17 protein-coding genes are annotated in these 20617 nt (G+C 75.0%); 1 reads left to right on the top strand and 16 read right to left on the bottom strand.

Going from position 1 to position 20617, the window contains the following annotated elements; genetic code table 11:
* Nucleotides 1–57 precede the first annotated feature (57 nt).
* From QWY29_RS09370 to QWY29_RS09430, 13 genes are all read right to left on the bottom strand, one after another.
* Complete coding sequence (locus tag QWY29_RS09370) at nucleotides 58–504, bottom strand: hypothetical protein (RefSeq protein WP_300960464.1); 447 nt, start codon at nucleotides 502–504, stop codon at nucleotides 58–60.
* The gene (gene pyrF / locus QWY29_RS09375) at nucleotides 501–1343 is read right to left on the bottom strand and encodes an orotidine-5'-phosphate decarboxylase (protein ID WP_300960465.1); all 843 of its coding nucleotides are present in this window, start codon (nucleotides 1341–1343) and stop codon (nucleotides 501–503) included. Before pyrF ends, QWY29_RS09370 begins: the two co-directional genes overlap by 4 nt.
* Nucleotides 1340–2155: a tRNA-dihydrouridine synthase gene (locus QWY29_RS09380; protein ID WP_300960466.1), complete on the bottom strand. Its 816-nt coding sequence runs from the start codon at nucleotides 2153–2155 to the stop codon at nucleotides 1340–1342. The genes pyrF and QWY29_RS09380 overlap by 4 nt, the downstream gene beginning before the upstream one ends.
* Nucleotides 2152–2988 carry an iron-sulfur cluster-binding protein gene (locus QWY29_RS09385; protein WP_300960467.1) on the bottom strand — a complete coding sequence of 279 codons (837 nt, stop codon included), beginning with the start codon at nucleotides 2986–2988 and terminating at the stop codon, nucleotides 2152–2154. The genes QWY29_RS09380 and QWY29_RS09385 overlap by 4 nt, the downstream gene beginning before the upstream one ends.
* Nucleotides 2985–4058: a quinone-dependent dihydroorotate dehydrogenase gene (locus QWY29_RS09390; protein ID WP_300960468.1), complete on the bottom strand. Its 1074-nt coding sequence runs from the start codon at nucleotides 4056–4058 to the stop codon at nucleotides 2985–2987. The genes QWY29_RS09385 and QWY29_RS09390 overlap by 4 nt, the downstream gene beginning before the upstream one ends.
* Complete coding sequence (carB, locus tag QWY29_RS09395) at nucleotides 4043–7366, bottom strand: carbamoyl-phosphate synthase large subunit (RefSeq protein ID WP_300960469.1); 3324 nt, start codon at nucleotides 7364–7366, stop codon at nucleotides 4043–4045. The genes QWY29_RS09390 and carB overlap by 16 nt, the downstream gene beginning before the upstream one ends.
* A gap of 1 nt (nucleotide 7367) precedes the next feature.
* Nucleotides 7368–8513, bottom strand: coding sequence for a glutamine-hydrolyzing carbamoyl-phosphate synthase small subunit (gene carA, locus QWY29_RS09400; protein ID WP_300960470.1), 1146 nt, complete (start codon nucleotides 8511–8513; stop codon nucleotides 7368–7370).
* A 177-nt stretch (nucleotides 8514–8690) separates the two neighbouring features.
* On the bottom strand, nucleotides 8691–9680 hold the full coding sequence (locus QWY29_RS09405; protein WP_300960471.1) for an LLM class flavin-dependent oxidoreductase: 990 nt from the start codon (nucleotides 9678–9680) through the stop codon (nucleotides 8691–8693).
* A 14-nt stretch (nucleotides 9681–9694) separates the two neighbouring features.
* Nucleotides 9695–12235: an ATP-dependent helicase HrpB gene (hrpB, locus tag QWY29_RS09410; protein ID WP_300960472.1), complete on the bottom strand. Its 2541-nt coding sequence runs from the start codon at nucleotides 12233–12235 to the stop codon at nucleotides 9695–9697.
* Nucleotides 12222–13517: a dihydroorotase gene (locus QWY29_RS09415; protein ID WP_300960473.1), complete on the bottom strand. Its 1296-nt coding sequence runs from the start codon at nucleotides 13515–13517 to the stop codon at nucleotides 12222–12224. Before QWY29_RS09415 ends, hrpB begins: the two co-directional genes overlap by 14 nt.
* Complete coding sequence (locus tag QWY29_RS09420) at nucleotides 13514–14464, bottom strand: aspartate carbamoyltransferase catalytic subunit (protein WP_300960474.1); 951 nt, start codon at nucleotides 14462–14464, stop codon at nucleotides 13514–13516. The genes QWY29_RS09415 and QWY29_RS09420 overlap by 4 nt, the downstream gene beginning before the upstream one ends.
* On the bottom strand, nucleotides 14461–15048 hold the full coding sequence (pyrR, locus tag QWY29_RS09425; protein WP_300960475.1) for a bifunctional pyr operon transcriptional regulator/uracil phosphoribosyltransferase PyrR: 588 nt from the start codon (nucleotides 15046–15048) through the stop codon (nucleotides 14461–14463). Before pyrR ends, QWY29_RS09420 begins: the two co-directional genes overlap by 4 nt.
* A 96-nt stretch (nucleotides 15049–15144) precedes the next feature.
* Nucleotides 15145–16158, bottom strand: coding sequence for an NADPH:quinone reductase (locus tag QWY29_RS09430; RefSeq protein WP_300960476.1), 1014 nt, complete (start codon nucleotides 16156–16158; stop codon nucleotides 15145–15147).
* Between the two features lie 75 nt (nucleotides 16159–16233).
* Here QWY29_RS09430 and QWY29_RS09435 point away from each other — a divergent pair, with 75 nt between their 5' ends.
* Complete coding sequence (locus QWY29_RS09435) at nucleotides 16234–16641, top strand: PPOX class F420-dependent oxidoreductase (RefSeq protein ID WP_300960477.1); 408 nt, start codon at nucleotides 16234–16236, stop codon at nucleotides 16639–16641.
* A gap of 138 nt (nucleotides 16642–16779) precedes the next feature.
* On the opposite strand, the gene QWY29_RS09440 is transcribed toward QWY29_RS09435, so the two are convergent.
* From QWY29_RS09440 to QWY29_RS09450, 3 genes are all read right to left on the bottom strand, one after another.
* On the bottom strand, nucleotides 16780–18201 hold the full coding sequence (locus QWY29_RS09440) for a MinD/ParA family ATP-binding protein (protein WP_300960478.1): 1422 nt from the start codon (nucleotides 18199–18201) through the stop codon (nucleotides 16780–16782).
* A gap of 186 nt (nucleotides 18202–18387) precedes the next feature.
* Entirely contained in the window at nucleotides 18388–19761 is a 1374-nt protein-coding gene (locus tag QWY29_RS09445; protein ID WP_300960479.1) for a dihydrolipoyl dehydrogenase family protein, read from the bottom strand.
* Nucleotides 19758–20612 (bottom strand): DUF1206 domain-containing protein, encoded by an 855-nt coding sequence (locus tag QWY29_RS09450; RefSeq protein ID WP_300960480.1) that lies wholly within the window; start codon nucleotides 20610–20612, stop codon nucleotides 19758–19760. Before QWY29_RS09450 ends, QWY29_RS09445 begins: the two co-directional genes overlap by 4 nt.
* Nucleotides 20613–20617: the final 5 nt, after the last annotated feature.

Below are 20617 nucleotides of genomic sequence, written 5' to 3' on the forward strand. Positions count from 1 at the left end.
CCTTTGCCCCCGGCAACGCAGGTCGTCAGGTCCGCGCCCCGCGGGCGACCCGCGCGGTCAGAGCGTCAGCGGGGTGCCGCAGACGTCGCGGGCCTGCTGCTGCACGCCGGCCAGCGCGCGGACGGTCGCGGGCGCGACCAGCTGGCGGGCGGCGGCGTCGATGCGGGCGTCCTCGGCGTCGGTGACGCCGGCGGGCCGGCGCTCCGCGTCGTACGCCGCGGGGTCGACGTCGGCGTCCTCGAGCGCGTCGCGCAGCTCGCGCACCCGGCCGACGACGAGGTCCCACTCGTCGCGCAGGTCGCGGGGCGCGGCGTCCTCGAGCGCCTCGAGGCTGGGCAGCGCCTCGATGAGCGCGGTGGGCGAGCCGGCGGCGACCGCGTCGGAGAGGTCTGGCCGCTCCTCCTCGACCACCTCGCAGTAGGCGTCGAAGGGGTCCTCGGAGCAGCCGACCGCGAGCGGCAGCAGGAGCAGCCCGCAGGCGAGCAGGCGCCGCACGCCGGTCACCGGCGCAGCGCCGCGAGCTCGTCGGTCGCGGCCCGGACCGCGTCGCGCATGGCGGCGGCGTCGGGGCCGCGGCGGAGCACGTCGCGCGAGGAGCTGGCCAGGACGTTCGCGGCGGTGGCCCCGAAGATGCGGCGCACGTCGGCGGTGGTGCCGCCCTGCGCGCCGTACCCCGGCGCGAGCACCGGACCGTTGAACGCGAGGTCCTCGTCGGTCTCCCCGATCGTGGCGCCGACGACCGCCCCGAAGGAGCCGAGCGGCTCGGCGCCGGCGTTGAGCCGGCGCAGGTGGTCCAGCACGCGGCCGGCGACGGTGGAGCCGTCGTCGAGGCGGGCGTGCTGCACCTCGGGCCCCTCCTTGTTGGACGTCAGCGCGAGGACGAACAGCCCGCCGCCGTGGCGGCGCGCGGTCTCGACGAACGGGTCGAGGGATCCGAAGCCGAGGAACGGGCTGACCGTCACCGCGTCGGAGCCGAGCGGCGAGGCGGGGTCGAGGTAGGCCTCGGCGTAGGCCTGCGAGGTCGAGCCGATGTCGCCCCGCTTGGCGTCGATGACCACCAGCGTCCCGGCGGCCCGAGCGGCCGCGACGACCTCCTCCAGCACCGCGACCCCGCGGCTGCCGAACCGCTCGTAGAACGCCGACTGCGGCTTGACCGCGGCCACGTGCGGCGCGACGGCCTCGACGGCGGTGAGCGCGAAGCGGCGCAGGCCCTCCACGTCGTCGGCCAGGCCCCACTCGGCCAGCAGGCCGGCGTGCGGGTCGATGCCGACGCAGAGCGGCCCGCGCTCGTCCATGGCCGAGCGCAGCCGCGCCCCGAACGTGGTGGGCGGGGTGGTGGTCATGACGGTCCTCCCGCGAGGTCGGCCGCGATCCGGGCGGCGGTGGTGGGGTCGTGGAGCAGGGCGGCGCCGACCTGGACCGCGACGGCCCCGGCGTCGAGGAAGGACCGGGCGTCGGCGGTGGTGGTGATGCCACCGCAGCCGACGACGGGTACGCCGGGCAGCGCGGCCCGCACCTCGGTCACGCACCGCAGGGCGAGGGGCAGCACCGCGGGACCGCTGAGCCCGGCGGGCCGGCCGTCGGGCAGGGCGGCGGCCTGCGGGCCGCCGACCACGACCGCGACCGCCCCGGCGTCGGTGACGACGCGGGCGGACTCGGCGACCCGGAGCACGTCGGACCGGACCTTGGCGAGCACCGGCAGGTCCTGCGCCTCGCGGACCACGGCGGCGACGACGTTGGCGGCGTGGAACGGCTCGCGCACGTCGAGCAGCCCGTGGGCGCGGGCGTCGGGGACGGCCAGGTCGACCTCGATGCCCCGCACGCCCGGTGCCTGCGCCAGCCGGCGCGCGACCTCGGCGTGCTCGGCGACCGAGGCGCCGGTGACCGACACGACCACGCGCATGCCCCGGGCCACCAGCCACGGCAGCTCGGTGGCGAGGAAGATCTCGAGCCCCGGCCCGGGCAGGCCGGTGCTGTGCACCAGCCCGGACGGCGTCTCGGCGAACCGCGGCACCGGCCCGCCGGTACGCGCGTTGAGCGTGAGCGAGCGGGTGGTGAACGCGCCGATGCCGTCGAGCGCCCCCAGCGCGTCGAGCTCGCGACCGGTGCCGCCACAGCCGGCGGCGACCACCACGGGGTTGGCCAGGTCGATCACGCCGGCTCCCCGTGCGCCGGCCGGGCACCGGCCAGCTCGGCCCAGCGGACCCGGTCGCCGCGGACGACGGGCCCCTCGGTGCAGGCCCGGACGACCCGGGCGACGCCGTCCTCGCCGACGACGGGCAGCGGGCAGCCGTGGCACAGGCCGGTGCCGCAGGCGAGCGGCTGCTCGACGGCCGTCTGGCTCCAGGCGCCCGCCTGCTCGGCCGCCGCCGCGACCGCGTGCAGCGTCGGCACCGGCCCGGCGGCGTACACGACCTCGGCCGCGGACTGGGCGAGCACGCCCGCGACCACGTCGGCGACCGAGCCGCGGCGTCCCACCGACCCGTCCGCGGTCACCACCGTCGCCGCGCGGGCCGAGCGCCGCGCCTCGAGCGCGGAGAGCAGGCGCCGCTCGTCGGGGGCGGCGAGCAGCAGGTTGACCTGGCAGCCGCGCTCGCGCAGCCGCTCGGCGAGCGGGAAGAGCGGCGCGGCGGCGTACCCCTCGCCCACCAGGAGGGTGGCGACCGGCTCCTTGGGCAGGGCGAACGCGCGACCGAGCGGACCGGTCACCTCGAGCCGGGTGCCGACGGGGCGCTCGGCGAGCCAGCGGGTGCCGGGGCCGACCGGCTCGACGACCAGCTGCAGGGCCGGGCCGTGGCCGCCGACGGGGCGGACCCCGTGGATCCACAGCGCCCGCCGGGCCAGGCGGGTGCCGTCGACCGAGACCGCGACGAACGTCCCGGGACGGAACCGCTCGGCCACGCCGGGCGCGACGACGGTCAGGTGCTGGAAGGCACCGACCCGCTTGCTGGCCAGCACCTCACCGGTGGTGTGGAAGGGCGACTTCACCCCGGCGTCACCGGCGACCCGGTCCCGGCGAGCACGCGGCGCGGCCACAGCGGGCCCTCGTAGACGAACGCGGAGTAGCCCTGGAGCAGGTCGGCGCCGGCCGCGAGCCGCTCGCGGGCGTCCTCGGGCGTCGTGATGCCACCGACCCCGATGATCGTCGTGCCGGAGCCGAGGCGGCCGCGCAGCAGGCGCGTCACCTCGAGCGCCCGCTCGCGGACGGGGCGGCCCGAGAGCCCGCCGTCGCCGATCGCCTCGACCTCGGCGTCGGGGCTGGCCAGCCCCGCGCGGGAGGTCGTCGTGTTGGTCGCGATGATGCCGTCCAGCCCGATCGTCAGCGCCATGTCGGCGACCGCCAGCACGTCGTCATCGGCGAGGTCGGGGGCGATCTTGACCACCAGCGGCACCCGCCGGCTGGTCACGGTGTCGGCGGTGCGGCGCACGTGCTCGAGCAGCGGCTGGAGCTTCTCGACGGCCTGGAGGTTGCGCAGCCCGGGCGTGTTCGGCGAGCTGACGTTGACCACGAGGTAGTCGGCGTGCGGCGCGAGCAGCCGCGTGCTCTTGGCGTAGTCCGCCTCCACCGCGGCCTGGTCGTCGTCGGGCACGACCTTGGTCTTGCCGATGTTGACGCCGAGGACCGGCCGCGGCTCCGGCCCACCGTCGGGCAGGCCCGCGGCGCGGGCCGCCAGCCGGCGGGCGACCACCTCGGCACCGTCGTTGTTGAAGCCCATCCGGTTGACGACCGCGCGGTCCGCGGGGAGCCGGAACAGCCGCGGCTTGGGGTTGCCGGGCTGGCCCTCGCCGGTGACCGTGCCGACCTCGACGTGGCCGAAGCCGAGCGCGGCCAGCGCGTCGATGCCGACGGCGTTCTTGTCGAAGCCGGCGGCGACGCCCAGCACGTTGGGGAAGCTCAGCCCCATCGCCTCCACGGGCCGCCCCGGCCGCGGCAGCCGACCGGTGAGCGGGGCGCCCGCCCGGACGGCGCGGAAGCCGAGGTCGTGGGCCCGCTCGGCGTCGATCCGGGTGGCGACGTGGTCGAAGAGCAGCGAGTACGCCGTCACCGGCTCGCCCACTCCTGCAGCGACCGCACGCCGATGTCGCCGCGCCGCGCCGCCTCGATGCCCTGGACGGCCGCGCCGAGCCCCTGCACCGTGGTGATGCACGGGACGTTGGCCCGGATCGCCGCGGTGCGGATCTCGTAGCCGTCGAGGCGCGCGTGGCCCTCGCCGGCGCCGTACGGCGTGTTGACCACCATCTGCACCTCGCCGTCGAGGATGAGCTGAACGGTGGTCTTCTCCCCGTCCGGGCCGGTGCCCTCGAAGTGCTTGCGCACGACCGTCGCGGCGACGCCGTTGCGGCGCAGGACCTCGGCGGTGCCGGCGGTCGCGAGGATCTCGAAGCCGAGGTCGGCGAGGACCTTGACCGGGAAGATCATCGACCGCTTGTCGCGGTTGGCCATCGACACGAAGATCCGGCCCTCGGTCGGCAGCGGGCCGAACGCCGCGGCCTGCGACTTGGCGAACGCCGTGCCGAAGTCGCGGTCGAAGCCCATGACCTCGCCGGTGGACTTCATCTCCGGGCCGAGGACGGTGTCGACCTGCGCGCCGTCGGGGGTGCGGAACCGGTTGAACGGCATCACCGCCTCCTTGACCGCGATCGGCTGGTCGGCGGGCAGCGTGCCGCCGTCGCCGGTCGCGGGCAGCAGGCCGGCCCCGCGCAGCTCGGCGATGCTCTCCCCCAGCATGATCCGCGCCGCGGCCTTGGCCAGCGGCGTGGCGGTCGCCTTGGACACGAACGGCACCGTCCGCGACGCCCGCGGGTTGGCCTCGAGCACGTAGAGGATGTCCGAGCCGAGCGCGAACTGGATGTTGAGCAGGCCGAGCACGCCGACGCCGCGGGCGATCGCCTCGGTCGCCTCGCGGATCCGCGCGATCTCGTGGGCGCCGAGCGTGATCGGCGGCAGCGCGCACGAGGAGTCGCCGGAGTGGATGCCGGCCTCCTCGATGTGCTCCATCACGCCGCCGAGGAAGAGCTCCTCGCCGTCGAAGAGCGCGTCGACGTCGATCTCGACCGCGTCGTCGAGGAACCGGTCGACCAGCACCGGCGCCTCCCGCGAGATCAGCCCCGCGGCGACGTACTTCTCCAGGTAGGTCTCGAGCGCCTCGTCGCCGTAGACGATCTCCATGCCCCGGCCGCCGAGGACGTAGGAGGGCCGCACGAGCACCGGGTAGCCGATCTCGCCGGCGATCCGCTGCGCCTCGGGGTACGACGTCGCGGTGCCGTGCTTGGGGGCGGTGAGCCCGGCCTCGGCGAGCACCCGACCGAACGCGCCGCGCTCCTCGGCGAGGTCGATGGCATCCGGGGAGGTGCCCACGACCGGCACGCCGGCCCGGGCCAGCCCCTGGGCCAGGCTCAGCGGGGTCTGCCCGCCGAGCTGGCAGATGACCCCGGCCACCGGCCCGGCCGCCTGCTCGGCGTGGACGACCTCGAGGACGTCCTCGAGCGTCAGCGGCTCGAAGTAGAGCCGGTCGGAGGTGTCGTAGTCGGTCGAGACGGTCTCGGGGTTGCAGTTGACCATCACGGTCTCGTAGCCCGCGCCGCCCTCGCCCTTCCCGAGCGCCAGCGAGGCGTGCACGCAGGAGTAGTCGAACTCGATGCCCTGGCCGATCCGGTTGGGACCCGAGCCGAGGATGATGACCGCCGGGGTCTCGCGCGGCGCGACCTCGGTCTCCTCGTCGTAGGAGGAGTAGTGGTACGGCGTCGCCGCCGCGAACTCCGCCGCGCACGTGTCGACGGTCTTGTAGACCGGGCGGATGCCCAGCGCGTGCCGCACGCCGCGGACCACGTCGGCCGACATGCCGCGGATCTTGCCGATCTGGGCGTCGGAGAACCCGTGCCGCTTGGCGCGCCGCAGCAGGCCCGGCGTCAGCTCGTCGGCCTCGGTCACCTCGGTGGCGACCTCGTTGATGAGCGCCAGCTGGTCGAGGAACCACGGGTCGATGCCGGTGGCGTCGAAGATCTCCTCGGGCGTCGCGCCGGCGCGGATCGCGTCCATGACCTCGCGCAGCCGCCCGTCGTGCGGGGTGCGGATCGACTCGAGGATCGCGGCCTTGTCGAGCTCGACCCACTCCTGGTGCCAGTCGAAGACCGCGTTCGGGCTCTCCAGCGAGCGCAGCGCCTTCTGCAGCGCCTCGGTGAAGCTGCGACCGATCGCCATCGCCTCGCCCACCGACTTCATGTGGGTGGTCAGCACCGGGTCGGCGCCGGGGAACTTCTCGAAGGCGAAGCGCGGCACCTTCACCACGACGTAGTCCAGCGTCGGCTCGAAGCTGGCCGGCGTGGAGTGCCCGTCGGGGCGGGTGGTGATGTCGTTGGGGATCTCGTCGAGGGTGTAGCCGATCGCGACCTTGGCCGCGATCTTGGCGATCGGGAAGCCGGTCGCCTTGGAGGCCAGGGCGCTCGAGCGGCTGACCCGCGGGTTCATCTCGATCACGACGAGGCGGCCGTCGGCCGGGTTGACGGCGTACTGGATGTTGCAGCCGCCGGTGTCGACGCCGACCGAGCGGATGATGCCGATCGCGAGGTCGCGCATCTTCTGGTACTCGCGGTCGGTCAGCGTCATCGCCGGCGCGACGGTGATCGAGTCGCCGGTGTGGACGCCCATCGGGTCGAGGTTCTCGATCGAGCAGATGATCACCACGTTGTCCGCGGTGTCACGCATGACCTCGAGCTCGTACTCCTTCCACCCGAGGATCGACTCCTCCAGCAGCACCTCGGTGGTCGGGCTCGCGTCGAGGCCGGCGCCGGCGATGCGGTGCAGGTCGGTCTCGTCGTAGGCCATGCCCGAGCCGGTGCCGCCCATGGTGAACGACGGGCGGACCACGACCGGGTAGCCGAGCTGGTCGACGGCCGCGAGGCAGTCCTCCATCGAGTGGCAGATGACCGAGCGGGCGGACTCGCCGCCGAGGTCCTCGACGATCTTCTTGAACACCTGGCGGTTCTCGCCGCGGTCGATCGCCTCGATGTTGGCGCCGATCAGCTCCACGCCGTACTTCTCCAGCACGCCGTCGCGGTCCAGCGCCATGGCGGTGTTGAGCGCGGTCTGCCCGCCGAGGGTCGCCAGCAGCGCGTCGGGGCGCTCCTTGGCGATGACCTTCTCGACGAACTCCGGGGTGATCGGCTCGACGTAGGTGGCGTCGGCGAACTCCGGGTCGGTCATGATCGTCGCCGGGTTGGAGTTGACCAGGACGACCCGCAGGCCCTCCTCGCGCAGCACGCGGCACGCCTGGGTGCCGGAGTAGTCGAACTCGGCCGCCTGGCCGATGACGATCGGCCCGGAGCCGATGACCAGGACGGACGAGATGTCGGTGCGCTTGGGCATGTCAGGCACCCTTCGTGTCGGTCGAGCGGTCGGCCATGAGGTCCACGAACCGGTCGAAGAGGTACGCCGCGTCGTGCGGCCCGGCCGCGGCCTCCGGGTGGTACTGCACCGAGAAGCTCTTCAGCGACCCGTCCGTGTCGCGCAGCTCGAGGCCCTCGACCACGTCGTCGTTGAGGCAGACGTGGCTGACGGTGGCGTCGCCGTACGCCGTCGTGGTGCTCCCCTCGAGCGGCGCGTCCACGGCGAACCCGTGGTTGTGCGCGGTGACCTCGACCTTGCCGGTCGTGCGGTCCATGACCGGCTGGTTGATGCCGCGGTGGCCGTAGGTCAGCTTGTAGGTGTCGAAGCCGAGGGCGCGCCCGAAGAGCTGGTTGCCGAAGCAGATGCCGAAGTAGGGCAGGTCCCGCTCGAGGGCCCCCTGGAGCACCTCGACCTGCTGGGTCGTGGCCGCCGGGTCGCCGGGGCCGTTGGAGTAGAAGAGCCCGTCCGGCTCCACGGCCAGCACGTCGTCGAGGGTGGAGGTGGCCGGCAGGACGTGGACCTCGATCCCGCGCTCGGCCATCCGCAGCGGCGTCATCGTCTTGATGCCGAGGTCGAGGGCAGCGACGGTGAAGCGCTTCCCACCCTGCGCCGGGACGACGTAGGCCTCCTGGGTGGTCACCTCGTCGGCCAGCTCGAGCCCGGTCATCTCGGCCGAGGCGCGCACGCGCTCCAGGAGGGCGGTGGGGTCGCTCTCGGTGGTGGAGATCCCGACGCGCATCGCGCCCCGCTCGCGCAGGTGGCGGGTCAGGGCGCGGGTGTCGACACCGCTGATGCCGACGACGCCCTGCTCGCGCAGCTCCTCGTCGAGGGTGCGGCGGCTGCGCCAGCTCGAGGGGACCCGGGCGGGGTCGCGGACGACGTACCCGGCCACCCAGATCCGGCGGGACTCGGGGTCCTCGTCGTTGATGCCGGTGTTGCCGACGTGCGGGGCGGTCATGACGACCACCTGGCGGTGGTAGGACGGGTCGGTGAGCGTCTCCTGGTAGCCGGTCATGCCGGTGTTGAAGACCGCTTCTCCGAACGTCTCGCCGGGGGCTCCGAAAGCCTCGCCGGTGAAGCTGCGACCGTCCTCGAGGACCAGGATCGCGGGGGCATGCGTCGGCACGCCGCACCTCCTTCTCCGCCTCACGGGACGGATCGTTAAAGGATGTCGAACGGGCCCGACCCTAGCAGCGCGGACGGGCCCGCGGCGGCGCACGCCTCGCGGTGGACCGGCCCCGCGAGGCGCCCGTCACGCCGGGCCGTCGCGGGGCTGTCCCGGGGCTGTCCCGGGACTCGGGGATCAGGCGGCCAGGCGCTCCATGGCCTCGGCGGCGAGGGTGACCGAGCGCAGCCGGGCCTCGGTGGTGGGCGCCTGGTGGGCGGTGATCAGCTCGTCGGCACCGACCCGGGCGGCGAAGGCCCGCAGGTAGTCGCCGACCTCCGCGGGGGCACCGACGGCGGAGTAGGTGAGCATGGAGTCGACGTGGGTGGCAGCGCCGCGGCGCAGCAGCACGTCGGCCTCGACGTCGGAGAGCTCCTGGCCGTTGCCGAAGAGACCGATCGCGAGGGTGCGACGCACGGCGGCGTGGTGCTCGTGGGCCTGCTCGGTGGTGTCGGCGGCGATGACGTTGACGCCCGCGATGACGTAGGGCTGCTCCTGCTGCGCCGAGGGACGGAACTCGCGGCGGTAGGCCTCGACCGCCCCCTCGAGCGCCTGCGGCGCGAAGTGGCTCGCGAAGGCGTACGGCAGCCCGAGCCGAGCGGCGAGGTGGGCGCCGAACATGGAGGAGCCGAGGATGAAGAGCGGGACGTGCGAGCCGCGGCCCGGCACGGCCTGCACGCCGGGCACCCGCGAGTCGCCGGCGAGGAAGGCCTGCAGCTCGAGCACGTCCTCGGGGAACCGCTCGGAGGAGCGCGGGTCGCGGCGCAGGGCGTACATGGTGTTCTGGTCCGAGCCCGGCGCGCGGCCGAGCCCCAGGTCGATGCGTCCGGGGTACATCGCCTCGAGCGTGCCGAACTGCTCGGCGATCGTCAGCGGCGCGTGGTTGGGCAGCATGACGCCGCCGGCCCCGAGGCGGATCGTCGAGGTGTGCGCGCCGACGTGGGAGATCAGCACGCTGGTCGCCGAGGAGGCGATGCGCGGCATGTTGTGGTGCTCGGCGTACCAGACCCGCTCGTAGCCGTGCTCCTCCGCGCGCTGCGCGAGCGCGACGCTGGCGGCGATGCTGCTGGTGACGGTCTCTCCGTCGGCGATGGGGGCGAGGTCGAGGATCGAGAGCGGGACGGTCATGTCCGGCGCAACGCTCAGGAGCCGCGGTTCCTTCCCGTCCCCAGGCCCGTCCCCCGGCCCGTGCCCCGGGTCGGCGGCGCGGTCCACGGGTCCTCCGGCCAGGCGTGCTTGGGGTAGCGGCCGCGCAGCTCGGCGCGCACCTGCGGGTAGGCGTTCTCCCAGAACGACGCGAGGTCGGCGGTGACGGCGACCGGCCGTCGGGCGGGCGAGAGCAGGTGCAGCAGCACCGGCACCCGGCCGTCGGCGACCCGCGGCGTGGCGGCCCAGCCGAACGTCTCCTGCAGCCGCACCGCGAGCACCGGCTGCTCGCCGTGCTCGCCGGAGTAGTCGACCCGCACGCTCGACCCGCTCGGCACCGCCAGCCGCTCGGGCGCGAGCTCGTCGAGGCGGCCGGCCTCGGGCCAGGGCAGCAGTCGGCGCAGGCCGACGAGGACGTCGACGCGGGCCAGGTCGCGGGTGCCTCGGACCCGCGCCAGCTCCGGACCCAGCCACGTCTCGACCCCGGCGGTCAGCGCCTCGTCGGAGAGGTCGGGCCACGGCTCGCCGAGGGTGCGGTGGAGGAACGCCACCCGCTCGCGCAGCGACCGGGCGGCGTCGGTCCAGGGCAGCACGGCGAGCCCCTCCTGGCGCAGGCCCTCCCGGACGGCCGCGGCCACGCCCTCGACCGGCGGCTCCGCCAGCGGCGCCGATGTCAGCTCGATCGCTCCGAGCCGGGTCACCCGGCGGGCCGTGACGCGGCCGCCTGCCCAGCCGACCTCGTCGTCCTCGCGCCACCGGGCACCGGCGGCCTCGAGCGCGAGGTCCTCGTCGATCGGGGCGGCGGCGCGGACCGTCGCGTCCCGGTCCCCCGGCCTGCGGTCGACGTCGCCGACCGCCAGCCACGGCGTCCCGGCCAGCCCCGAGCCACGCGGCAGCACCGCGCCCGTGCCGCCGACCATGAGGTACGCCGCGGTGCCGGCCGCGCCGGGCCGCCGCCGCGCGACCCGGTCGGGGTGGGCGAGCGCGACCACGGCGCCGACGGCCAGGTCGTCGGTCATCCCCCGACCCGCCTCGGCAGCCGTGCCCGACACGTGCCGGTGGAGGTCGTCGACGACGCGACGCCAGGCGCCCGGCCGCTCGCGGCGCGCCTGTCGCAGCGCGGCCACCAGGTCGCCGCCGGGCGCGCGGGTGTCCTCCGCGAGCAGGGCGACGACCTCGGCGGCCCGGCGTGCGCCGACGAGCGGGGCGCCGTCGAGCAGCGCCCGGGCCAGCCGCGGGTCCGCCGGCACCCGGGCGATCCCCCGGCCCCGCTCGGTGACCCCGCCGTCGGCGTCGACAGCGCCGAGGTCGACCAGGGTGCTCCGCGCGGTCGCGAGCGCGGCGGCCGGCGGCGGGTCCAGCAGCGCCAGCCCGGCCCCGTCGGGGCTCCCCCACACCGCCAGCTCGAGCGCGAGGCCGGTCAGGTCGGCGACGGCGATCTCCGGCTCGGGGTGGGCCGGCAGGTGGGGGTGCTCGGCCTCGGCCCAGCAGCGGTAGGCCGCTCCCGGTCCCTCGCGCCCGGCCCGGCCGGCCCGCTGGTCGGCGGCAGCGCGGCTGACCCGCACGGTGACCAGCCCCGCGAGGCCGCGCCGGTGGTCGGTGCGGGGCTGGCGCACCAGCCCGGCGTCGACGACGGTGCGGACGCCCGGGACGGTCAGCGACGACTCCGCCACCGACGTCGCCACCACGACCCGCCGGCGCGGGCCGGCGGCCAGGGCGAGGTCCTGCTCGGCGGCGGGGAGCCGGCCGTGCAGCGGGCGGACGTCGGCGGCCAGCGCGGGGTCGCCGGCCAGCCTGCGCACCACGCCGTCGACCTCGGCGACCCCGGGCAGGAAGGCCAGCACGTCGCCGGTCTGCTCGGCGAGCGCCCGTCGGACGGTCGCGGCCACGTGGTCGAGGAACGCCGGCGTCACGCCGCGGTCGTCGCTGCGACGCAGGCCGGGCGGGACAGCGGCGTACGTCGTGGTGACGGGGTGCAGCGCACCGGGCACCTCCACCACCGGCACGGGCGGCGAGCCGAGCAGCGCGGCGGTGCGCTCGGCCTCGATGGTCGCCGACATCGCGACGAGCCGGAGGTCCTCGCGCAGGTGGGCCCGCACGTCGACGAGCAGCGCGAGCAGCAGGTCGGCGTCCAGGGCGCGCTCGTGCACCTCGTCGACGACGACCGCGGCCACACCCGGCAGGTCGGGGTCGCGCTGCAGCCGGCGCAGCAGCACGCCGGTCGTGACCATCTCGACCCGGGTGCTCGGCGACGAGCGGCGGTCGCCGCGCACGGCGTACCCCACCGTCCCGCCGACCTCCTCCCCGATCAGGCTCGCCAGCCGGCGGGCCGCGGCCCGGGCCGCGATCCGGCGCGGCTGGGTGACCACGACGCGTCCGGGGCCGAGCCCGGCGACGGCCGGCGGCACCAGGGTGGTCTTGCCGCTGCCCGGCGGCGCCCACAGGACGGCCGCCGAGCGCTCGCGCAGCGCCTCGGTCAGCGCCGGGAGGCCGGCGCCGACCGGGAGGTCGGGGAGGTCGAGCTCAGACCAGCGCACCGGCCAGCACCGTCGGCCGCCCGCGCAGGAAGGTGGCGACGACACGGCCGGGCAGCTCCATCCCGCGGTACGGCGTGTTGCGGCTCAGGCTGGCCGACTCCGTCGGGTCGACCGTGCGGCGCACCGACGGGTCGTAGAGCACGACGTTGGCCGGCGCACCGACCTCGATCGGCCGGCCGTGGTCGGCGACGCGGCCGATGCGGGCCGGGGCGTAGGACATCCGCTCCGCGACGCCGGCCCAGTCGAGCAGGCCGGGGTCGACCATCGTCTCCTGCACGATCGACAGCGCGGTCTCGAGGCCGAGCATGCCGAAGGCGGCCGCGGACCACTCGCAGTCCTTGTCCTCGTGCGGGTGCGGCGCGTGGTCGGTGGCGACGATGTCGATGGTGCCGTCGGCCAGGCCCGCCCGGAGCGCCTCGACGTCGGCGCGGGTGCGCAGCGGCGGGTTGACCTTGTAGATCGGGTCGTAGGTCGCCGCGAGCTCGTCGGTGAGGATCAGGTGGTGCGGGCAGGCCTCGGCGGTGACGTCGACGCCGCGCGCCTTGGCCTCGCGGACGATCTGCACCGAGCCCGCGGTCGACACGTGGCACACGTGCAGCCGCGAGCCGACGTGCTCGGCGAGCAGGCAGTCGCGGGCGATGACCGCCTCCTCGGCGACGGCCGGCCAGCCGGCGAGCCCGAGCTTGCCGGACAGCTCGCCCTCGTTCATCTGCGCGCCCTCGGTCAGCCGCGGCTCCTGCGCGTGCTGGGCGACGACGCCGTCGAACGCCTTGACGTACTCCAGCGCCCGGCGCATCAGCACCGCGTCGCTCACGCACTTGCCGTCGTCGGAGAAGACCCGCACGCGGGCGGCGGAGTCGGCCATCGCGCCGAGCTCGGCGAGCCGCTCGCCCTGCAGGCCGACGGTCACGGCACCGACCGGGTAGACGTCGCAGTGGCCGGCCTCGCGGCCGAGCCGCCAGACCTGCTCGACGACGCCCGCGGTGTCGGCGACGGGCTCGGTGTTGGCCATGGCGTGGACGGCCGTGAAGCCGCCCCGGGCCGCGGCGCGGGTGCCGGACTCGACGGTCTCGGCGTCCTCGCGGCCGGGCTCGCGCAGGTGGGTGTGCAGGTCGACCAGGCCGGGGAGCGCGACCAGACCGGTGGCGTCGATCGTCTCGACGCCCCCGTCGCCCGGGTCGGACACGGCGCCGACCGCCACGACCACCCCGTCGCGCAGGTGCAGGTCGGTCGGCTCGCCGCCGAGGACCGAGACGTTCCTGATCAGGTAGCTCGTGCTCACTCTTCTCCTCCGGGCTGGGCTCCCCCGAGGAGGAGGTACAGGACGGCCATCCGCACGGCGACGCCGTTGGTGACCTGCTCGACGATCACGGAGCGGTCGGAGTCGGCGACCTCGGCGCTGATCTCCATGCCGCGGACCATCGGGCCGGGATGCATCACGATCGTGTGGTCCTGCAGGGTCGCCATCCGGCGCCCGTCGAGACCGTAGCGGCGGGAGTACTCCCGCGCGGTCGGGAAGAACCCGCCGTGCATCCGCTCGCGCTGGACCCGCAGCATCATCACGGCGTCCGCCTTCGGCAGCACCGCGTCGAGGTCGTACGACGTCTCCACCGGCCAGCTGTCGACGCCGACCGGGAGGAGCGTGGGCGGGGCGACGAGCGTGACCTCGGCGCCGAGGGTCGCGAGCAGCAGCGCGTTGGAGCGGGCGACCCGGCTGTGCAGCACGTCGCCGACGATCGCGACCCGGCGGCCGTCCAGGCTGCCGGTCTTCCCCTGGCCGAGGTGGCGGCTCATCGTGAACGCGTCGAGCAGCGCCTGGGTGGGGTGCTCGTGGGTGCCGTCGCCGGCGTTGACCACGCTGGAGCGGACCCACCCGGAGTGCGCGAGCCGGTGCGGCGCGCCGCTGGCGCCGTGGCGCACGACGACCGCGTCGGCGCCCATCGCCTCGAGGGTGAGCGCGGTGTCCTTGAGGCTCTCGCCCTTGGACAGGCTCGAGCCCTTGGCGGAGAAGTTGATGACGTCGGCGCTGAGCCGCTTGGCCGCGGCCTCGAAGGAGATCCGGGTGCGGGTGGAGTCCTCGAAGAAAAGGTTCACCACCGTGCGGCCGCGCAGGGCGGGCAGCTTCTTGATCGGCCGGTCGGCGAGCGACCGCAGCTCGGCCGCGGTGCTCAGCACCAGCTCGGCGTCGTCGCGGGTCAGGTCCGCCGCGCTGAGCAGGTGCCGCTTCACCGGGCCTCCCCCACCGGCGCGCCGGCCTCGCCGTGGATGGTGACCGCGTCGACGTCGTCGATGCCCGCGAGCGTCACCTTGACCCGCTCGACCAGCGAGGTGGGGAGGTTCTTGCCGACGAAGTCCGCGCGGATCGGCAGCTCGCGGTGCCCGCGGTCGACCAGCACCGCGAGACGCACGGCGCGGGGCCGGCCGAGGTCGTTGAGGGCGTCGAGCGCCGCCCGGATCGTGCGGCCGGAGAAGAGCACGTCGTCGACGAGCACGACGGTGCGTCCGTCGATCCCCTCCTCGGGGATCTCGGTGTGCAGCAGGGCACGGGCCGGCTTCAGGCGCAGGTCGTCGCGGTACATCGTGACGTCGAGCGAGCCCGTCGGCACGTCGTACCCCTCGACCGCGGCGATCCGCTCGGCGATCCGCTCGGCCAGCGGGACACCCCGGCTCGGGATGCCGAGGAGGACGAGGTCGCCGGCACCCTTGTTGCGCTCGAGGATCTCGTGGGAGATGCGGGTCAGGGCCCGGGCGATGTCGCGGGCGTCGAGCACCACACGGCCGGTGGTGTCCTCGGGGGCAGGCTGGGCACACATCAGTGCGCTGGACCTCCTTCTCCGCCTCACGGGACGGCTCGTTAAAGGATGTCGAACGGCGCTGACCCTACCAGCGGGCGCGGGTCCCTCCTCGCGTCACTCCTCGCCGATGTCGAGCAGCACCTTGCCGACGGCGCCGCCCTCGACGGCGTCGTGGGCGGCGGCGGTCTGCTCCAGGCCGTAGCGGTGCAGCGGCAGGCCGGCGTCCTCCCCGACCGCGAACGCGCCGTCCTCCAGGGCCGCGGTCACGTCCTCGGCCGCGGCCCGCAGCAGGTCCTCGCCGAGGGTGTAGAGCAGCACGAACTGGTAGCGCAGGTTCCTCGAGAACGTCTCCCGCACCGGGATCGAGAACTCGTCGCCACCGTTGTTGGCGTAGATCGCGATCGTGCCGCGGACCCGGGTGACCGCGCGGTCCAGGTCGTTGTTCTGCGCGGGCGCCACCTCGACCACGAGATCGACCCCGTCGGGGGCGAGCTCCCGGATCTCGGCGACCGGGTCGCCGACCGTGTAGTTGACCGTCTGGGAGGCGCCCGCGGCGATCGCCAGCGCGCCCTTCTCGTCGCTGCTGACCGTCGCGACCACGGTGGCCCCGGCCCAGCGCGCCAGCTGGATCGCCGCGTTCCCGACGGCGCCCGCTCCCCCGGCGACCAGCACGGTCCGCCCGGCGAGTGCCCCCGGCCGCAGCCGGTCGACGTCCTCGCCGCTGGTGAGCGCCCGGTGCGCGGTGATGGCCGGTACGCCGAGGGCCGCGCCGACGTCGTACGACACCCCCACCGGCAGGTGCACGACCTGCGTCGCGGGCAGGACGACGTGCTCGGCGGCCGTGCCGTGGGGCCGGCCGTGCTGGGCCAGGAACACCCAGACCCGGTCCTCCTCGGCGTACCCGACGACGTGCGGGCCGACCGCGTCGACCACGCCGGCGCCGTCCATGCCGGGCGTCACCTCGTCGTACCCGCTCATCATCCCCGCGCGGAACTTCCAGTCCGTCGGGTTGACCCCCGCCCGGACCAGCCGGACGCGCACCTCGCCGGGCCCCGGCTCCGGCACGTCGCGGTCGACCACCTCCAGGACGCTCGACGGGCCGGTCCGGCGGTAGACGACTGCGCGCATGGGGTGGCACTTCCTCGATGGTGGTCGGTGGGTACGGGACTGCTCACGACCGGTAACCCGCGACCAGGAGGATCCATGCCCGAGCTCCCCTTCCCCGACGACGTCCGCGCGCTGCTGCGCAAGCCCAACCCCGCCGTCGTCACCACCCTGCGCTCCGACGGGACGCCGGTGTCGGTGGCGACGTGGTACGTCCTCGAGAACGACGACCGCGTCCTGCTCAACATGGACGCCACGCGGGTGCGGCTGAAGCACCTGCGCCGCGACCCACGCGTCTCGCTGACCGTGCTCGACGAGGCGAGCTGGTACACCCACGTCTCCCTCATCGGCCGCGTCACCGAGATGCGCGACGACGAGGGGCTGGTCGACATCGACCGGTGCAGCACTCACTACGGCGGGCAGCCCTACCCCGACCGCGAGTCGCCCCGCGTCAGCGCCTGGATGAGCATCGACCGCTGGCACGGATGGGGTGCGGCGAAGGACTGATCCGCACCGGGGTGGCGCTCCAGCCGGGGGGCAGATTCATCGGCTGGCCGCTGGAACTCCCGGTTGGCCGATGAAGTTTCAGCGGCCAACCGGGAGATACATCGGCTGGCCGCTGAAACTTTCGCTCGTCCGCCCACCTCAGAGGGCGGCGGCCATCCCGGCGCAGGCCTTGAGCCACTGGCGGCGGGTGGCCTCGGAGAGCGAGGCGTACGGCACGACCGAGCCGGAGACCAGGGCCGGGTCGTACGGCACCCGGTAGACCCCACGGGTCCGCTGCTCGTAGACCTGCACCAGGTCGTGGGCGAGCTTGCTGTCCACCTGGGCGGAGGGGTCGGAGAGCACGGTGACCGTCTTGTGCTTGAGGTTCTGGTAGCCGGCGTCCTGGAGGGCGTCGAGCATCCACAGGCCGGAGTAGCCGGTGTCCTCGCGGACGGTGCTGGTGACGACGAGCAGGTCGGCGGCGTCGGCGGCGGCCAGCCAGTTCTCGGCGCGCATGTTGTTGCCGGTGTCGACGAGGATCACCCGGTAGAACCGCTCCAGCAGCGCGTGCACCGCCTGGAAGTCCTGCGCGCGGATCATGCCGGTGACGTCGGGCCGCTCGTCGGAGGCCAGCACGTCGAAGTGGGCGTCGCCCTGGGAGCGGACGAACGCGCCCAGGTCGCCGATCCGCGACTGGTAGACGTCGCTGAACCGGTTGAGGTCCTCCAGCAGCTCGCGCGTGGTGTTGCGGTGTGTGCTGCGGGTGCCCCGGATGCCGAGCGTCCCGCGGGTCTCGTTGTTGTCCCACGCAACCACGCCGCCGCCACGGACCGTGCCGAAGGTGTAGCCGGCCGCGAGGACGCCGGTCGTCTTGGCCGCGCCGCCCTTGGGGTTGATGAAGGCGATCGTGCGCGGGCCCTCGAAGTCGCGCTGGATGGTGCGCCGGTCGTTCTCGTGGTCGGTCTCGGCCGGACCCATCCGCGGCGAGATCAGGCCACCGCTCCAGCGGCGCACCTTGCCGCGCCAACCCCAGGTCGCCGGGCCGTGGTCGACCTCGTCGGCGCGTCGGTCGAGGAAGTCGGTCGCGGTCATGAACCGCCGCGGCTCGGCCTGGTGGTCCCCGCCGGGCTGCTCGGCCGGGGTGTGCTCGACGGCCGGAGCGGGCGGCGCGGCCGGCGGAGCAGCCGGCGGCGCGGCGGACGGGGCCGCCGCGGGCGGGGCAGCAGCAGGCGGGGCAGCAGCAGGCGGGGCTGCGGCAGGCGGGGCAGCGGCAGGCGGGGTGCTCGGCCACGGGTTCGCCTGGGGCGGGCCGGCGGGCGGGGCGCTCGGCGGCGGCGCCGTGGGCGGGGCGGCCTGCTGCGGGTGGATCTGCGGGACCTCGCGGGTGTTGTGCCGCTGGTCGGCGAGCGGGTCGGCCAGGGGGTCGCCGAGCGGGTCGGTCAACGGGTCGCCGAGCGGGTCCGGCGTGGCGCGCTGGCCGGCGGCGTACGCCCCCAGCTCCTCGGGCGTGTAGAGCCGGTCGCTGGTGTCGGAGAGGTCGTGCTGGTCACTCCGCTGGTACGGGTCCTGCGGCTGGCTCATGCGGGTGCTCCTCCGTCGGGGCGATCGGGGTGCGCCGCCTCGTGGGCGTCGGCGCTCGTCGGTGCTCGAGCTGGTGGGTGCTCGGGGTGGTCCTTCCCCCGATACCCGCAGGCCACACGTCCCCCCGGCCGGTCCGGACCAGGCCCAGGTCACAGGCGCGGGTGTCCGGCCCCGTCACAGGTCGCGTCACAGGTCGAGGTCGCGCAGCGCCGTCTCGATCGCGCGCTGAAACGTCGGGAACGGGAAGTGCATGCCGAGCAGCACCTCGACCGGCACCTCCGCGTGGACGGCGGTCGAGAGCAGCCCCATGACCTCGCCGCCGTACGGCGCGACGACGGTGCCGCCGACCAGCACCCCACGCGCGGCGTCGGCGACCACCTTGACCACGCCCTCGTTGCCCGGTCCGTGCATCCAGCCGCGGCTGGAGCGCGGGACGTCGGCGTGCCCGGTGCGGACGTCGACCCCGGTGTCGCGCGCCTGCTGCTGGGTGAGCCCCACCGCGCCGACCTCGGGGTCGGTGAACGTGACGCGGGTCAGCCCGCGGTAGTCGGCCGGTCGCACGTCGCGGCCGAGCACGTCGGCGACGACGCCGACGGCCTGGTACTTCGCGACGTGGGTGTAGGGACCCTCCCCCGTGATGTCGCCGACGGCCCACAGCCGCTCGCCGGCGCGGAGCCGGTCATCGACCGCGACCCGGTCGGCGTCCGGGTCGAGCCCGACGGTCTCGAGGCCGATGCCGTGCAGGGTGGGCCGGCGGCCGGTGGCGACGAGCAGCTCGTCGACGACGACCTCGCCGTCGGCTAGCTGCAGGTGGAACTCCCCGTCGCGGTGCTCGACCTGCTCGACCTCGGCGCCGGTGCGGACGTCGACGCCCTCGCGGGTGAACGCCGCGGCCACCGCCGCGCTCGCCTCCGGCTCCTCCGCGCCGAGCAGCCGGGGGCCGGCCTCCAGCAGGGTGACCGCGGAGCCGAACCGGCCGAAGGCCTGCGCCAGCTCCGCGCCGATCGGCCCGCCGCCGAGGACGCCGAGCCGGGCGGGGGCGGCGGTGGCGTGCACGACCTCCTTGTTGGTCCAGTACGGCGTGCCGACCAGGCCGGGGACCGGCGGGGCGGACGCCTCGGTCCCGGTCGCGAGCACGACACCGCGCCGGGCGACGTACGTCTGCGTGCCGGAGGTGGTCTCGACGACGACGCGTCCGGGCCCGTCGAGCCGGCCGCGGCCGCGGACCAGCCGGACGCCGGCCTCCTGCAGCGGCAGGCTGTGCCCGTCGTCGCTCCAGTCGTGGTTGGCCTCGCGGATGCGGCGCGCGGTGGGCCCGAGGTCGGGCTCGACCACGGCGCGGCCGGCGAGCTCGTCGACGTGCCGCGCCTCGGCGAGCACGTGGGCGCCGCGGATCATCAGCTTCGACGGGGTGCAGCCCCAGAACGGGCACTCCCCGCCCACCAGGTCCTTCTCGACGCCGACGACCTCGAGCCCGGCGCGGGCCAGCTTGATGCCGGCGTGCTCGCCGCCGGCGCCGAGACCCAGGACGACGACGTCGACCTCGACGGGTGCGCTCATCGCGACAGGTGCCGGGCCTGGGCGAAGGTGAACAGCCCGTAGCAGCCGATCCCGAGCCCGACGAGCACGAGCAGCACCGGGCCGAACGGCTGGTCGAGCACCTCGCGCAGCGCCTCGTCGAGGCCGCCGGACTTCTTGGCCTCGTGGGTCGCCGCGGCGTAGCAGAAGAGCCCGCCGACGATGCCGAGCGCGATGCCCTTGGCGACGTGGCCGATCCGACCGAGCCAGACGTACGCCGTCCCGGTGTCGCCGCTGCGGCCCTCGGCGCTGAGGTCCTCCTCGAGCTTGTGGGTGCAGGCACGCACGACCAGCGCGACGCCGTAGCCGATGATCGCCAGGCCGACGAGGAAGACGATCGCCTGGCCGAGCGGCAGGTCCATCAGCGTCGCGGTGAGGGTCTCCTCCGACGACTTCCCGCCGCCACCTCCACCGCCGCCGCCCCCGCCGGAGCCACCGGAACCGCCGCCCGAGCCGCTGGCGACGCGGACCGCGCTGGTGCCGATGGCGGCGTAGATGACCGCCTTGCCGGCCGAGGTCAGCCGCTTGCGCACGCGCTTCGCACCGTCCTCGTCGCGGTGACCGACGGCGGCCTCGAAGAGCCGCCACAGCACGAGCAGGAACATGCCGATCGCGACCAGCCAGACGAGCACCTCGCCGAACGGCTGCTGCGCGAGCTCCCGCACCGCCCCGCTGGTCGAGGCCTCGCCCTCGCGGTCACCGAGCGCGAGCTGGACGGCGAGCCAGGCGATGACGACGTAGACCGTGCCGTAGGCGACGAGCCCCACCCGCACCGCCCGGTCGAACCAGGGGCTGGCGTCGGCGCGGCGGGCTTGCTGCTGGAGGGCGGTCACACGCG

It is taken from the genome of Nocardioides abyssi, from assembly GCF_030412915.1.
Taxonomy (GTDB): Bacteria; Actinomycetota; Actinomycetes; order Propionibacteriales; family Nocardioidaceae; genus Nocardioides; species Nocardioides abyssi.

Bases quoted from the DNA above. Each gene is read 5' to 3' on its own strand.
- pyrF (WP_300960465.1), bottom strand. From the start codon at position 1,343: ATGACCACCACCCCGCCCACCACGTTCGGGGCGCGGCTGCGCTCGGCC.
- pyrR (WP_300960475.1), bottom strand. From the start codon at position 15,048: ATGTGTGCCCAGCCTGCCCCCGAGGACACCACCGGCCGTGTGGTGCTC.
- QWY29_RS09440 (WP_300960478.1), bottom strand. From the start codon at position 18,201: ATGAGCCAGCCGCAGGACCCGTACCAGCGGAGTGACCAGCACGACCTC.
- QWY29_RS09405 (WP_300960471.1), bottom strand. From the start codon at position 9,680: ATGACCGTCCCGCTCTCGATCCTCGACCTCGCCCCCATCGCCGACGGA.
- carB (WP_300960469.1), bottom strand. From the start codon at position 7,366: ATGCCCAAGCGCACCGACATCTCGTCCGTCCTGGTCATCGGCTCCGGG.
- QWY29_RS09430 (WP_300960476.1), bottom strand. From the start codon at position 16,158: ATGCGCGCAGTCGTCTACCGCCGGACCGGCCCGTCGAGCGTCCTGGAG.
- QWY29_RS09445 (WP_300960479.1), bottom strand. From the start codon at position 19,761: ATGAGCGCACCCGTCGAGGTCGACGTCGTCGTCCTGGGTCTCGGCGCC.
- QWY29_RS09435 (WP_300960477.1), top strand. From the start codon at position 16,234: ATGCCCGAGCTCCCCTTCCCCGACGACGTCCGCGCGCTGCTGCGCAAG.